This window comes from Planobispora longispora (assembly GCF_016863135.1).
Lineage (GTDB): Bacteria > Actinomycetota > Actinomycetes > Streptosporangiales > Streptosporangiaceae > Planobispora > Planobispora longispora.
Window position 1 is genome coordinate 1 of sequence record NZ_BOOH01000019.1, and the last position, 13,970, is coordinate 13,970.

At 71.7% G+C, this 13,970-nt stretch carries 11 protein-coding genes; 9 read left to right on the forward strand and 2 right to left on the reverse strand.

Features of this window, described 5'->3' with window-relative positions:
* Window positions 1–198: 198 nt before the first annotated feature.
* Together Plo01_RS10965 and Plo01_RS10970 are read left to right on the forward strand one after the other, a co-directional pair.
* A complete protein-coding gene (locus Plo01_RS10965; protein ID WP_203890443.1) occupies window positions 199–1,452 on the forward strand; it encodes an MFS transporter in 1,254 nt (417 codons plus the stop codon).
* 83 nt (window positions 1,453–1,535) lie between these two features.
* A complete protein-coding gene (locus tag Plo01_RS10970; RefSeq protein ID WP_203890444.1) occupies window positions 1,536–2,240 on the forward strand; it encodes an alpha/beta fold hydrolase in 705 nt (234 codons plus the stop codon).
* A 270-nt stretch (window positions 2,241–2,510) separates the two neighbouring features.
* Here the strand turns inward: Plo01_RS10970 and Plo01_RS10975 are convergent, their stop codons facing one another.
* Together Plo01_RS10975 and Plo01_RS10980 are read right to left on the reverse strand one after the other, a co-directional pair.
* Window positions 2,511–4,208, reverse strand: a complete 1,698-nt coding sequence (locus tag Plo01_RS10975) for a GMC oxidoreductase (RefSeq protein ID WP_203890445.1) — start codon at window positions 4,206–4,208, stop codon at window positions 2,511–2,513.
* 68 nt (window positions 4,209–4,276) lie between these two features.
* Window positions 4,277–5,842: a succinic semialdehyde dehydrogenase gene (locus Plo01_RS10980; protein WP_203890446.1), complete on the reverse strand. Its 1,566-nt coding sequence runs from the start codon at window positions 5,840–5,842 to the stop codon at window positions 4,277–4,279.
* A 149-nt stretch (window positions 5,843–5,991) separates the two neighbouring features.
* Here Plo01_RS10980 and Plo01_RS10985 point away from each other — a divergent pair, with 149 nt between their 5' ends.
* The 7 genes from Plo01_RS10985 to Plo01_RS11015 all read left to right on the forward strand — a co-directional run bounded on the left by Plo01_RS10985 (window position 5,992) and on the right by Plo01_RS11015 (window position 13,884).
* Window positions 5,992–8,178, forward strand: a complete 2,187-nt coding sequence (locus Plo01_RS10985) for a beta-propeller domain-containing protein (protein ID WP_203890447.1) — start codon at window positions 5,992–5,994, stop codon at window positions 8,176–8,178.
* Window positions 8,179–8,322: 144 nt separating this feature from the next.
* Window positions 8,323–10,608, forward strand: coding sequence for a peptidase domain-containing ABC transporter (locus Plo01_RS10990; protein ID WP_203890448.1), 2,286 nt, complete (start codon window positions 8,323–8,325; stop codon window positions 10,606–10,608).
* A 52-nt stretch (window positions 10,609–10,660) separates the two neighbouring features.
* Window positions 10,661–10,810 carry a hypothetical protein gene (locus Plo01_RS10995; protein WP_203890449.1) on the forward strand — a complete coding sequence of 50 codons (150 nt, stop codon included), beginning with the start codon at window positions 10,661–10,663 and terminating at the stop codon, window positions 10,808–10,810.
* A gap of 89 nt (window positions 10,811–10,899) precedes the next feature.
* On the forward strand, window positions 10,900–11,052 hold the full coding sequence (locus Plo01_RS11000; RefSeq protein ID WP_184942403.1) for a hypothetical protein: 153 nt from the start codon (window positions 10,900–10,902) through the stop codon (window positions 11,050–11,052).
* Between the two features lie 149 nt (window positions 11,053–11,201).
* On the forward strand, window positions 11,202–12,194 hold the full coding sequence (locus Plo01_RS11005; RefSeq protein ID WP_203890450.1) for an MvdC/MvdD family ATP grasp protein: 993 nt from the start codon (window positions 11,202–11,204) through the stop codon (window positions 12,192–12,194).
* Window positions 12,191–13,339, forward strand: a complete 1,149-nt coding sequence (locus tag Plo01_RS11010; protein ID WP_203890451.1) for a TIGR04500 family putative peptide maturation system protein — start codon at window positions 12,191–12,193, stop codon at window positions 13,337–13,339. Before Plo01_RS11005 ends, Plo01_RS11010 begins: the two co-directional genes overlap by 4 nt.
* A gap of 110 nt (window positions 13,340–13,449) precedes the next feature.
* Window positions 13,450–13,884, forward strand: a complete 435-nt coding sequence (locus Plo01_RS11015; protein ID WP_203890452.1) for an AAA family ATPase — start codon at window positions 13,450–13,452, stop codon at window positions 13,882–13,884.
* The last annotated feature ends 86 nt before the right edge of the window (window positions 13,885–13,970 follow it).

The window sequence follows — 13,970 nt, forward strand, 5'->3', positions numbered from 1 at the left end:
CCACAGGCCGGCCGCCATCCCGCCGCGGGGCGGGTGCCACAGGACCTCGCAGCTCAGTGGGCACGTCGGCGACCGTTACAGAACCTTGCTCTTGTCGCTCCGGCGCGCGGGTGCTATCACTGCTTATACGTATAACCATCGCGTCACCCCCCTGTGAACAGCGCGAAAGGATTCCTTCACCATGCCGACGAGCCGCATATGAGCGCCCTCAAGACTCCCCCCGCCGAGACCCGCAGGGACGGCCTGCCCAAGCTCCTGACCGTTCTGGGCGTCTCCAACGCCGTCATGTTCGCGCTCTACCTCGGCGTCGGCGGCCTGCTCGTGCAGACGCAGATCGCCGAGATCGACCCCGAGAACAAGGTGTCCAACGTCGCCCTGGTCGCGGGCGTCAGCGCCATCTTCGCCACGGTCTTCAACCCGATCGGCGGCACCCTGTCGGACCGGACCCGCTCCCGCTGGGGACGGCGCAACCCGTGGATCCTCGGCGGCGCCGTCGCGGCGCTGGCCACCATGCTGCTGATGAGCCAGGTCTCGACCATCCCGATGATCCTGCTCGGCTGGTCGCTGGCCCAGGCGATGATGAACCTCTACCAGGCCGCGCTGACCGCGATCGTCCCCGACCGGGTCCCGGAGGAACGGCGGGGCACCGCCTCGGCGGTCATCAGCGTGGCCACCTCCATCGGCATCATGATCGGCACCCAGGTCGCGGCGTTCTTCGTGGCCAGCGTCTCCCTCGGCTACCTGGTCTTCGGCTCGGCCGTGGTCCTCGGCGCGCTCCTGGTCGTCTCCACCACCCACGACCCGCGCCCGGGTGAGTACGAGGTCGCCGAGCGGCCCAAGGTCTCCCTCGCCACGGCGATCCGGGACTTCCTCTCGGCCCTCGCCCACCGCGACTTCATGTGGGTCTTCATCGGCCGCGCCCTGATCATCCTCGGCTACTTCATGGTGCTGCTGTTCACGCTGTTCATCTTCCAGGACTACATCGGGCTGCCGAAGGAGGAGGCTCCCCAGGCCGTCGCGACGCTCACCATCGTCTCCACCCTGGCCGCGATGGTCGCGGCGGTCGTCTGCGGCCCGCTCTCGGACCGGCTGAACCGGCGCAAGCTGTTCGTGACCGTCGCGGGCGTGGTCACCGCCGTCTCGATGCTGCTGCCGCTGCTCTGGCCCAGCATGACCTCGATGCTCATCTACGCCGTCATCCACGGAGCCGCGTTCGGCGCCTACGGCGCGGTGGACATCGCCATCGTCACGCTGGTGCTGCCCAGCAAGGGCGACGCCGCCCGCGACATGGGCATCCTCAACATCGCCAACGCCGGCCCGCAGATGATCGCACCGTTCATCGCGGGAATGATCGTGACCACCTTCGGCGGCTACGGCGCGCTCTGGGTCATCGCGATCATCGTCTCCCTCGTCGGCGCGGTCGCCGTACTCCCGATCAGATCGGTCCGGTAGCGGCCCGGCCGGTCCGCCGGGAGGCCGGATCCGACCGGCGGGAGAAGATGAGTCCGCCATCCATTGAAAGAGAGAAATCCCTGATGAGACTGAACACGTGCGAGTGGGGCTCCGGTGACCGGGTCGCCGTGCTGATCCACGGCATCATGGCCAGTTCCCGGTGCTGGTGGCGGGTGGGACCCGCGCTGGCCGAGCGGGGCTACCGGGTCGTCGCGGTGGACCTGCCCGGGCACGGCGGCAGCCCGCGCGGCGCGGACCCCGCGGACTACTCCCCCGAGGCGCTGGCGGCCTCGGTCCTGGAGTCGGTGCCCGCCGCGCCGGAGCTGGCGATCGGCCACTCGCTGGGCGGTCTGACCCTCGCCGTCGCGGTGGAGCGGCTGCGGCCCGGCCGGGCGATCTACTCCGACCCGGCCTTCCGGCTGCCGGTGCTCGACGGCGTGCCCATGACCGACCTGTTCGTCCAGGGCAAGAACGCCACGTTCGAGCAGATCGCGGCCGCGCATCCCGACTTCCCCCCCGACGAGGTCGAGGTCGAGCTGGAGATGCTCAAGGACTGGGACACCGGCACCGCGCTCGCGCTGGGCCCGTACTGCGGCCGGGACTTCACCCCCGAGCCGGTGGTGCCGTCCCTGGTCCAGCTGGCCGACCCCAGCTTCCTCGTCCCGCCGGACTTCGCCACCGAGCTGAAGGAGAAGGGGTTCGAGGTCCGGACCGTCACCGGCGCCGAGCACACCATCCACCGGCACCTGTACGACGACTTCACGGCCTCGATCGACGACTGGCTCTGACGGCCTCGTCCTCCGCACGGCCGCACGGTCAGGAGCAGATTCCGTCACCGGGAGCCTCGCCTCGATACACGCGAAGGCTCCCGGCTGCCGACAAGCACGGAAGCGCTGCCTCCCCAGGCGCGCGGAGTTCTTCGATCAAGTCCTGCAGATTCACGACCAGTGACCAAATGTAACGGGGATCGAGTTGCATTTCCCTAGGCCACAGTTGCATTTCCTCGGCTCACAGTTACATTTACGCTGTTTCAGTTACATTTGCGTGCGGTGCTGCGGTCAGGTGATGTCCACGATGGGCAGGCGGAGCGCGCCCGGGGCGGCGGCCGGGACGACCGGGTTCTTGGGGACGACGGGCGCCAGGCGCACGTAGGCCGTACCCAGCGCGGGGCGGGCGTCGGTCTCGCCCCGGTTGGGCCAGAACGCCATGGCGCGCTCGGCCTGGGCGGTGATGGTCAGCGAGGGGTTGACGCCCAGGTTGGCGGAGATGGAAGAGCCGTCCACGACGTGCAGGCCCTCGTGCCCGTAGACGCGGTGATAGGGATCGATCACCCCGTCGGACGGCGAGGCCCCGATGGCGCAGCCGCCCAGGAAGTGCGCGGTGGCGGGGATGTCGAACAGGTCGAGCCAGGAGCCGCCGGGCATGCCGCCGATCTCCTCGGCCGCGTGCCTGACGAACGTGTGACCGGCCGGGATCCAGGTGGGGTTGGGCTCGCCGTGGCCCGGCCGGGAGCGGAGCTTCCAGCCGAACGGGCCCTTGCGGGCCGACAGGGTGATCGAGTTGTCCTTGGCCTGCATGACCAGCGCGATGATCGTGCGCTCGGACCACCGGCGGTGGTTGAACAGGCGCGGGACCAGGTGCGGCCGTCTGGCGGCCTCTCCGAGGAACTTCAGCCAGCGCGGAGCGCTCCCGCCGCCGTCGATCAGCAGGCTGCGGAGCATGCCCATCGCGTTGGAACCGTTGCCGTAGCGGACGGGCTCGATGTGGGTGTGCGCGTCGGGGTGGATGGAGGAGGTGATCGCCACGCCGTGGTTGAGCTTCTCACCCTTGACGCTCAGTCGCTCGAATCCGAGCAGCGCCTCGGAGTTCGTCCTGGTCAGCGCGCCCAGCCGGTCCGAGAGCCGGGGCAGCGCGCCGGTGGCCTTCAGGCGGTGGAGCAGGCGCTGCGTGCCGTACGTCCCGGCCGCGAAGACCACCTGCCCGGCGGTGAGCGTACGGCGCCGCCAGGGCGCCCCGGTCCTGCGCACCTCGACCGTGTAACCGCCGCCGCGCGCCGGGCGGACCGCGGCGACCGTGGTCTCCGCGTGCACCTTGGCCCCGGCCTTCTCGGCGAGGTAGAGATAGTTCTTGATCAGCATGTTCTTGGCCCCGTGCCGGCAGCCGGTCATGCACTCGCCGCACTCGGTGCAGCCCCTGCGGCGCGGCCCGGCCCCGCCGAAGTAGGGGTCGTCGACCTCGACGCCGGGCGTGCCGAAGAAGACCCCGACCGGGGCCCGGTGGAAGCTGTCGCCCACGCCCATGCGATCGGCGACCTTCTTCATGATCTCGTCGGCGCGGGTGAGCGTCGGGTTCAGCACCACGCCCAGCATCCGCTTGGCCTGGTCGTAGTACGGCGCCAGCTCCGCCTTCCAGTCGGTGATGCCCGCCCACTGGGCGTCGGCGAAGAACGGGTCCAGGGGTTCGTAGAGGGTGTTGGCGTAGACGAGCGAGCCGCCGCCGACTCCGGCGCCCGCCAGGACCATGACGCCCGTGCCCTTCGCGCCGCGCAGCACGTGGATGCGCTGGATGCCCTTCATGCCCAGGCCGGGCGCCCACAGGAAGTCACGGGTCCGCCAGGAGGTCTTGGGCAGCGTGCTCTCGTCGAAGCGCCGTCCGGCCTCCAGGACGCCGACCTTGTAGCCCTTCTCCGTGAGCCGGAGCGCCGCGACGCTCCCGCCGAACCCCGACCCGATCACCAGCACGTCGTAGTCGAACACGTCGCGGTTTCCCTTCCGGCCCTCGGCCCCGTCCCCTGGCGTCCCCGGCGTTCTCCCGGCTCGCCGGCTCACTTCAGGCGGAGCGCCTTCATGGTCTTGAGCAGACCGGCGAGCGTGTCGGCGTACTTGTCGTAGGTCATGCCGAGGACCGGCTCGAAGCCCAGCCAGGAGGCCTGGCCGGCGATGTTCTGCACCTCGGTGTACTTCAGCAGGCCCTCGGCCCCGTGGCGGCGGCCCAGGCCGGAGGACTTCATGCCGCCCATGGGGGCGTCGTAGGAGGCGTAGGCGGAGCCGTACCCCTCGTTGAGGTTGACGGTCCCGGCCTTGATCCTCCGCGCCAGCGCCCGTCCGCGCGCCGTGTCCCGGGTCCAGACGGAGGCGTTGAGGCCGTAGACGGTGTCGTTGGCCTTCGCCACGGCCTCGTCCTCGCCGGAGAAGCGGTAGATCGAGACGACGGGGCCGAAGGTCTCCTCGCGGCACAGGTCCATGGTCTCGTCCACGTCGGCCAGGATCGTGGGCTCGTAGAAGAGCGGGCCGAGGTCGGGGCGGGCCCTGCCGCCCGCGAGCACCCGGGCGCCCTTGGCCACGGCGTCGTCCACGTGAGCGCTGACCGCGTCGAGCTGGCGCTGCGAGGTGAGCGAGCCCATCTGCACGTTCCAGTCGAGGCCGGAGCCGAGCCGCATGTTCTTGGCCTGCCGGACGAACTTGTCCGCGAACGCGTCGTACACGGCGTCGTGGACGTAGAGGCGCTCGATGGAGATGCACAGCTGCCCGGCGTTGGTGAAGCAGGCGCGCAGCGCGCCCTGGGCGGCCACGTCCAGGTCGGCGTCGTCCAGGACGATCATGGGGTTCTTGCCGCCGAGCTCCAGCGAGCAGCCGATCAGCCGCTTGGCCGCCTCCTCGGCGATCTTCCTGCCGCCCCGGGTGGAGCCGGTGAACGCCACGTAGTCGGCGTCGTCGAGCAGCGGGTCACCGATCTCGGCGGGCTCGCCGAGCACGACCTGCCAGATCTCGCGGGGCATGCCGAGGGAGACCAGCAGGTCGATCGTCCACAGGGTGGACAGCGCGGTCTGGGTGTCGGGCTTGTGCACCACGGCGTTGCCCGCGAGCAGGGCGGGGACGATGTCCGTCACGCCGAGGGAGAGCGGGTAGTTCCAGGGGGAGATCAGCGCCACGACCCCCTTGGGGTGGCGCTCCTCGGTCACCTTGGTGGCGACGGGGAAGATGCCCGCGCGCCGCCTGGGCGCCAGAAGGCCGGGCGCCCGCCGGGCGTAGTAGAGCGTGCAGCCCGCGACGTCGAGGACTTCCTCGAAGGCGTGCCGGCGCGCCTTCCCGGTCTCCCACTGGACCACGTCGAGGATCTCCTCGCGGCGGTCGAGGAGCGCGTCGTGCAGCCGCAGGAAGGGCCTGACCCGCTCCCGCACCGGCAGCGCGGCCCACGCCTCCTGCGCCGCGCGCGCCCGGGCGTGGGCGGCGCGGACGTCCTCGGCGGTGGAGACGGGCAGCTCGGCGAGGGTCTCGCCGGTGAACGGCGCGATGATCGCCTGGGTCTTCCCGCTGGAGGTCACCTGCCGGGAGACGCGCTCGATCATCAGCGGGTCGAGTGTCCGGTTCGCTCCGATAGTGGCAGCCATGACCGAAGGGTATGCGGGGGAACGCATCCATGGCTACTGGTCGGTAGCTATCCGGGCCGAGCGGTGACCGGGCATCCCGGACCGGACGGCGAACCGGACATGCCGGACCGGATGGTGAACCGGGCAGGCGCGGCATCCGTCATGGGGGCATGAGGACATCGATTCGTACGGCGACGCGCGCGGGCGCCCCCTCCGGGACCCTCCGGTGGGGCGCCGTCACCCTTGCCACCGCCCTGCTCGCCACGGCGTGCACCTCCACCGGGACGGACCCCGGCGCGGCCCCTACGAGCGAGCCGGTGAAGCTGGGGAATGTGAAGCTGGTCGCCTACAGCGGATGCGACGACATGCTGACCGGACTGCGCGCGGCGGCAGCCAAGGTCGTCGGACCGTGGGGGCTCGGCCGGCCGGAGATCTACCGCAGCGCCATGCAGGAGGACGCTTCGGCCTCCCGCGGCAAGCAGCAGCCCACGGCTCCGGAGCACTCCACCACGAACACGCATGAGGCCGGGGTCGACGAGCCGGATCTGGTGAAGACCGACGGCAACCGGGTGATCACCGTGAACCGGGGCGTGCTGCGCGTGGTGGACACCGCGACCCGGAAGGTCACCGGGACGGTGAAACTGGTGGACGCCGAGCAGGCGTGGGCCCCGGCGGACCTGCTGGTCAGCGGGGACCGGGCACTGGTGCTGTTCTCCGGCGGCGGGATCATCCCCTTCGGCGCGACCGCCAAGCTCGCCCCCAGCCCGGGACCGCGCTACACGCTGGTCGACCTGTCCGGGGAGCCGAAGGTGCTCGGCTCGATCACCCCGGACGGCTCGCACGTGGACGCCAGGATGGTCGGCTCGACGGTACGGCTCGTGGTGCGCAGCGAGCCCCGCATCGAGTTCCCCGACCCCGGTCCCGACGCCACGGAGACCGAGCGCACGCGCAGGAACGCCGAGACGGTCTCCAAGGCGCCGCTCGAGGCGTGGCTGCCGACGTACGAGGTGACCGACGCGAGCGGCGCCACGACGAAGAAGTCCGTCGCGTGCGAGCAGGTCAGCCACCCGCAGGAGTACACCGGCGCCTCGATGCTGAGCGTGCACACCCTCGACCTGGGGCAGGGCGCCGCGGCGCTGTCGGAGAGCGCGCCGATCAGCGTGGCCGCCGACGGGGACACGGTCTACGGAACCGGCTCCAGCCTGTACGTCACCAGCAACCCCCGCTGGTGGTGGCCCATGCCGGTCGAGCCGATCATCATAGAGGAGGCGCCCGCGGCCTCCCCCGAGGAGACGTCCGGCGGGGCCCCGAACGTGGAGCCGACCCCGGCCGAGGAGACCGTCGCCCCGCCGCCCGAGGGCCAGCCCACCCTCCTTCCCGACCCGGTGACGCCCACCCCGACGGCTTCCGCCTCCACCTCCGCCCCGACTCCGACGCCCACCCCGACCCCCACCCCCACGCCGACGGACACGCCCGACTCCGCCAAGACCCCGGTCGCGCCTCCGGAGGAGACCGAGGTCCACCGCTTCGACATCACCGCGCCGGGCGCGCCCCGCTACGTCGCCTCAGGCAAGGTCCCCGGCAGGCTGCTCAACCAGTACTCGGTGTCCGAGCACGAGGGGCACCTGCGGATCGCGACCACGCTGAACACGGAGAAGAGCAGTTCCAGCGCGGTCTACGTGCTCAACGCCGACACGCTGGCCGAGGTCGGCGAGGTCGGCGGCCTGGGCGAGGGCGAGCGGATCTACTCCGTCCGGTTCATGGGCCCGGTCGGCTACGTGGTGACCTTCCGGCAGGTGGACCCCCTCTACGTCCTCGACCTGCGTGACCCTGCCGCGCCGAAGAAGACGGGCGAGCTGAAGATCACCGGATACTCCGCCTACCTCCACCCGGCGGGTGACGGACGGCTGATCGGCATCGGTCAGGAGGCCGACAAGAACGGCCGCACGCTCGGCACCCAGATCTCCCTGTTCGACGTGAGCGACCCGGCCGCCCCGCGCCGCCTGTCGCAGCTGTTCCAGAAGGACTCCGGCTCCGAGGCCGAGTGGGACCCGCACGCCTTCCTCTACTGGGCCAGGACGGGCATGGCCGTCCTGCCGCTGAACACCTGGAACGGCACCGAGCAGACCAACGGCGCCGCCTTGGTCCTGAAGATCGACGACTCCGCCGTCGCCAAGACCGGCACCGTCGTCCACCCCAAGCCCAAGCCCGTGGGCGACACCCGCGTCGTCCCGTACGACCCGGGCATCCGCCGCTCGATCGTGATCGGCGACAACCTCTGGACGGTCTCCGACCTCGGTCTCAAGGTCAGCTCCATGGCCGACCTGTCCGACCAGGCCTGGATCCCGTTCGACTGATCCGGTCCGGTACGGCCGAGCCGTACCGTCTCCCGCCGCCCCGGAGCGCACGCCGCGCCCGGGGCGGCCGCATGACCGGGTCGCCCGCGATGATCGAGCCGATCGCAAGCCGGCTCCAAGACGGGCACCGGAGACTGCCGGTTCATGAAGGTTCCGGTCATACTCCAGCACAGCATGGTGGAATGCGGCGCGGCGTGCCTGGCGATGGTCCTCGCCGCGCACGGGCGGCGCGTCCCGGTCTACGCCCTCTCCGAGGAGATGGGCATCGGCCGGGACGGGGTCAGCGCGCTGACCCTGGTCCGCACCGCCCGGGCGCACGGCCTGACCACCCGGGCCGCCTCCGTGCCCGCGGCGCGGATCGCCGAGCTTCCGCTGCCGGCGGTGGTGCACTGGCGCAACAGCCACTTCGTCGTGGTCGAGCGGGTCTCCCCCGGCCGGATCGGGATCATCGATCCCGCGCTGGGACGTGTGGGCACCACCCCCCGGGACTTCGCCGACAGCTACAGCGGGGTGGCGTTCACCTTCAGCCCGGGAGCGGATTTCCGCACGGGCCGCGTCGGCGACCGGACGGGCTGGTGGTCCCGGTACCTCCGGGTGATCGTGAGCCGCCATCGCGGCCTGCTGGCGCTGCTGGTCCTGCTCAGCCTGGCCCTGCAGGCCCTGGGCCTGGTGCTGCCCGCCGTGACCGAGACGGTCGTGGACCGGGTTCTCACCGCGGGCGAGGCGGACCTGCTGACCCTGCTCGGGCTGGGCATGGCGGTGACGGCCGCCGCCCAGTTCGCCGTGGGCGCGGCACGGTCCTGGGCGCTGGTCGCGCTGCGGACGCGCGCGGACACCACCCTCCTGGACGAGCTGGCCCGGCGCCTGCTCTCGGTGCCCTTCCGCTTCTTCGCCCACCGGGGCTCCGCCGACCTGGTCTCCCGGATCTCCGGGGTGACCCTGCTGCGCGAAATCCTCACCGGCCAGGCGCTGACCGCCCTGCTGGACGGGCCGCTCGCCGCCGGATATCTCATCGTGGTCGCCGTACGGTCGCCGCTGCTGGGCGCGATCCTGGTGGCTTTCGCGGCGGCGCAGATCATCCTGCTGACCATGACCCACCGCCGGCTCGCCGATCTGACCCACCGGGAGATGGAGGCCCGCAACGAGGCCCAGGGGCAGCTGATCGAGAGCGTCCGCGGCATCGAGACGATCAAAGCGGTGGGGGCCGAGGAACGCGTCCTCGGCCGCTGGTCACGGCTGCTCACGACGCAGATGCGGCGGGCGCGGCGGAACGGGATGGCGCAGGGCCTGCAGGACTCCGCCCTGGCGGCGTTGCGGTTCGGCACCCCCATGGCCCTGCTCTGGGCGGGAGCCTGGCAGGTCACGACCGATCAGCTCAGCCTGGGCGCCATGCTCGGCCTGCAGGCCCTGGCCGCGGCGGCCCTGGCCCCGCTGGCGGCGCTGACCGGCGGCCTGCGCAGCGCGCAGCTCGCCCGGGTGCACGGTGAACGGCTGGCCGACCTGTGGAACACCCGGCCGGAGTCCGGCGTCCGGAACGGTCTCTCCGGGCCCTCCCCCGACGCCCCCGCCGTTCCCCCGGCCGGTTCCGGAGAAGCCGCCGAGGTCGCCGATCCCGAGGACGTCCCCGGCAGGGCGTCCGGCGCTCCGGGCCGCACCGGTCCGGTGGAGATCGAGCTGCGCGGAGTCGGATTCCGGTACACACCCGAGAGCCCCTGGATCCTGCGCGGCATCGACCTGAGGATCCCTCCCGGCCGGAAGATCGCCCTGGTCGGCCGGTCGGGCTCCGGCAAGAGCACCCTGGCCAGGGTGCTGCTGGGCCTGCTCGGACCGGCCGAGGGCGAGATCCGTTACGGCGGGATCCCCCTGTCCGGAGCGGACGCGGGCCGGCTGCGCCGCCGGTTCGGGGTGGTGACGCAGGAACCGGCCCTCTTCACCGGGACGATCCTGGACAACATCACCCTGGGGGACCCGGACGCGCCCCTCGCCCGGGTGCGCGAGGCGGCGCGGCTCGCCCACGTCCACGACGACATCGACGCCATGCCCATGGGCTACCACACCCACCTGACGGAGGGCGGCGGCGTGTCCGGCGGGCAGCGGCAGCGCATCGCCCTGGCCAGGGCCCTGCTCACCGGCCCGGACATCCTGCTCCTGGACGAGGCCACCAGTCATCTCGACACCGACAGCGAGGCGGTCATCGACGCGAACCTCGGCACGCTTCCCCAGACCCGCATCGTGATCGCCCACCGGCTGAGCACCGTCCGCGACGCGGACCTGATCGTCGTGCTCGACGGCGGCCGGATCGCCGAGACCGGCACCCACGAGGAGCTTCTCCGGCTGGGCGGTCACTACGCGCGGCTCGCCGGGAGGCAGGCCGACGGCGAGGCCAGCGGGTTTGCACCCCTTCGCAAGTCGCTTCCAAGACGGCCCTGACAGCCTCTCGATCAAGGAAATCCCGAAAGGGATCCCGATCGGAGGGGGACCCATGAACGACGGTGCGCGCAGCCGGATCGAGGACCTCGCGCCGCTGGGCGAAGAGCTCGACGAGAGCGCCCTGCACGGCATCAGCGGTGGTGCGCCCAGGCTCATCGCGATGACCCACGTCGACCCGCCGGGTTACTGCGCAATGGACTGAGCCCGCGGTCGAGGTAGAGCCGGCCCTTCCCCGGAGACCGGCCCTTCCCGGAGAACAGCACATCCACGGAGAACAGGAGGAACAACGCCATGAACCGGACCGAACTGAACGACCTCGCCCCCGTCGGCGACGAGCTCGACGAGAGCGCCCTGCACGGCATCAGCGGCGGCCGGCCGCGAATCCTCGTCATCGAGGTGGGGGGCACCCAGATCGACCCCCCGGGCGTCTGCGTCGAGGACTGACCGGGCGGAGAGGGCCCGTGCCCTCTCCGTGAAACCCGCCTCATGAAACCCGTCCTCCTGTGCAGGACGGGAGCGGCGCGTCATCGGATCCGCGGCAGGAACCCGTGACGCGCCGCGCCCCACGTTCCGGCTCCCAACGGAGGAAACCCGTGTCCGCCCCGCATGTCCTCGTCCTCACCGGTGACGAGGACCCGCACGCCGCGCGAGTCGCCGGCCTGCTCACCGGACGCGGTGCCCGCGTCACGGTCTTCGACCACCGGCTCTACCCCGCGGAGGCGCACGTCGAGCTGGCCTACACCGGCCGGGGCCTCACCCGGCGCCTGCTGCGCACCGGGACCGGCACCGTGGACCTGAACGAGCTGACCGCCCTGTGGTGGCGGCGCCCGACGCCGCCGGAGGCGCATCCCGGGTTGACCGACCCCGCCATCGCGGCGTACGCCGCGGGGGAGAGCGCGAGCCTGATCTCGGACCTGTGGGAGCATCTGCCCTGCCGCAAGGTGCCCGCGGCCGAGTCGGTGCTGCAGCGGGCCAGGCGGAAGTCCTCCCAGCTGATCATCGCGGCCGAGCTGGGCTTCACCGTGCCGGACACCTTGATCACCACGCAGGCCCGGGAGTTGTGGGACTTCCACGACCGCCACGACGGCCAGATCGTCACCAAGCCGTTCGGCAGGCCGTGGGTGGAGAACCTCCGGAGCGGTGACACGATCTCCCGTTTCTGCGAGCCCGTCTCCCCGCGCGACCTGGCCTACGCGGACGCGCTGCGGTTCTGCCCGATCATCGTGCAGCGGTACGTCCCCAAGCGTCTGGAGCTGCGGGTCACCGTCGTGGGCGGCCAGATCTTCGCCGCCGAGATCCACTCGCAGGCGTCCAACCGGTCCCGGCTGGACTGGCGCCGCTACAACACCGACGTCACCCCGCACCGCGTCCACCGGCTCCCCGACGAGGTCGGCCGGCGCTGCCTGGCCATGGTGGACCGCCTCGGCCTGCTGTACGGCGCCTTCGACCTGATCCTCACGCCCGAGGACGAGTACGTGTTCATGGAGATCAACCCCAACGGCCAGTGGCTGTGGATCGAGCAGCTGACCGGCCTGCCGATCAGCCAGGCCGTCTGCGACCTGATTCTGGAGGGACCCCGAGCATGAGCCCGGAGACCGCGACGCCGCCGGACGCCTCGGCGCCGGAGAGCGCGACGCCGCCGGAGGCTCCCGGGACCGTGACCCCCGGGCTTCTCGGTGACGCCCTGACCTGGCTGCGCGGGCTGGACGGGGCCGCGCCCGAGGAGGCGCGCGGGCGGCTCGGCGCGTTGCGCTCCCGGCACCCCGGCGCGGACATGCGGCTGGTGTGGCAGCGTGAGGCCGCCACCGGCGACTACCACTACGACCTGCTCCTGCCGTCCGCCGGCGGCACCGTGTCCCTGGCCTTCGCCCCGGACCGGGCGATCCCGTGGCCGCTGCGCAACAGCCAGCGCTCCGGCGAGCAGGTCGTCCTCCGCGTCGACGGCGTCGACGTGGAGATCGAGCACGTCGTCTCCCTGCTCGACGTGTTGTGGGAGGACGCCGGTCTGGCCGTCCGCCTGGTCAACGCCTGCCTGGTCGAGCAGGAGGTGGCCGCCTCCGCCGATCTGACGGACGAGGAGCTGCAGGCCGCCACGGACTCCTTCCGCCGCGCCCGGGGCCTCCTCACCGCCCGCGCGACCGAGGAGTGGATGGCGGAGCGCGGCCTCGGCCAGGCACGCCTGGAGCAGATCGTCACCGTCGAGGCGAAGGTGGCGCGGCTGCGCCGCCGGGTGACCGGCGGACAGGTCGAGGGCTACTTCGCCGAGCACGGCGCCGGGCTGGACGTTCTGCGCGTGGTCCGCCTGCGCTACGGCGCCCGCGCCGACGCCGACGCCGCGGCGGCCCGGCTCCGGGAGCGGTCCCGGACCGCCACGGCGGAGGAGGTGGGCGCCCTGGCGACCGGCCTGGCGACGGAGGCCGCGCTCGCCGGTCTGGGCACCTGCCGGATCGAGGGGAACCCGCGGGAGGACCTCGCCGCCCTGCACGGTGAGGACGTGCACGACGCGCGGGCCGGGGCGGTCCTGGGGCCCCACGCGACCGGTGACGGAGGATTCGGCGTCACCGTCGTGCTCGCGGTGGAGCAGGCGATCTTGGACGTCGCGGCAAGGAAGATCGCCGAACGGCGGATCTTCGACGACTGGCTGCGTGAGCGGCGCCGGCGCGCTCACGTGCAGTGGTTCTGGGGGAGTACGGCCCGCACCGACGCGCTCGACACCGCCCTGAAAGCCTGACGCCGCGACCGGCACGCCTCCACCGGTCCGGCAGATCCTCGGCCGCATACCCGCCAAATCCCCGACAGCTCGACATCGATACGACCCTCGCCACAGCGCTGGTCGATCCCGTGGGGTTCGCCCGGCACGGCGCGATCCCCCGGGCCATCGACGAGGTCCAGCCCGGCGGGGACGCCCTGGTCCGCGCCATCAAAGTCCAAGTGGACGCCGACGACACTCCCGGGCAGTCCCTCCTCACCGGCTCGGCCGGCTTCCTCACCGTGCCGACTCTGTCGGAGTCCCTGGCCGGACGCGCGGTCTTCTTCGAGCTCTGGCCCTTCTCCCGGGGAGAACTGCGCAGCGAGCCGGACGGCGGCGTCATCGGCATCGAGGTCAAGTCGGGCCTGACCGTGACCGGTAAGAGCTTCGCCCACCTGGCCCATCTCCGCGACCGGATGGGCGACGCCTTCGTCCACGGCTACGTCCTCAGTTTCAACCCCGATCCCCTGCCGTTCGGCGACCGGCTGACCGCGCTCCCGATCTCCTACCTCTGGCAGGCGGGCTAATTTCGCCCTATTACACCGACTTATCAACCTTTACTAGATCTTGTCATGACACCGAACCAGTGTTACTTCTGGCGCAGCAGGCGTGC

What these genes read in the sequence shown, in the direction of transcription:
- Plo01_RS11000 (WP_184942403.1), top strand. Translation starts at nt 10,900, where the DNA reads ATGAACCGGACCGAACTGAACGACCTCGCCCCCGTCGGCGACGAGCTC.
- Plo01_RS10965 (WP_203890443.1), top strand. Translation starts at nt 199, where the DNA reads ATGAGCGCCCTCAAGACTCCCCCCGCCGAGACCCGCAGGGACGGCCTG.
- Plo01_RS10980 (WP_203890446.1), bottom strand. Translation starts at nt 5,842, where the DNA reads ATGGCTGCCACTATCGGAGCGAACCGGACACTCGACCCGCTGATGATC.
- Plo01_RS10990 (WP_203890448.1), top strand. Translation starts at nt 8,323, where the DNA reads ATGAAGGTTCCGGTCATACTCCAGCACAGCATGGTGGAATGCGGCGCG.
- Plo01_RS10985 (WP_203890447.1), top strand. Translation starts at nt 5,992, where the DNA reads ATGAGGACATCGATTCGTACGGCGACGCGCGCGGGCGCCCCCTCCGGG.
- Plo01_RS10970 (WP_203890444.1), top strand. Translation starts at nt 1,536, where the DNA reads ATGAGACTGAACACGTGCGAGTGGGGCTCCGGTGACCGGGTCGCCGTG.
- Plo01_RS11010 (WP_203890451.1), top strand. Translation starts at nt 12,191, where the DNA reads ATGAGCCCGGAGACCGCGACGCCGCCGGACGCCTCGGCGCCGGAGAGC.
- Plo01_RS10995 (WP_203890449.1), top strand. Translation starts at nt 10,661, where the DNA reads ATGAACGACGGTGCGCGCAGCCGGATCGAGGACCTCGCGCCGCTGGGC.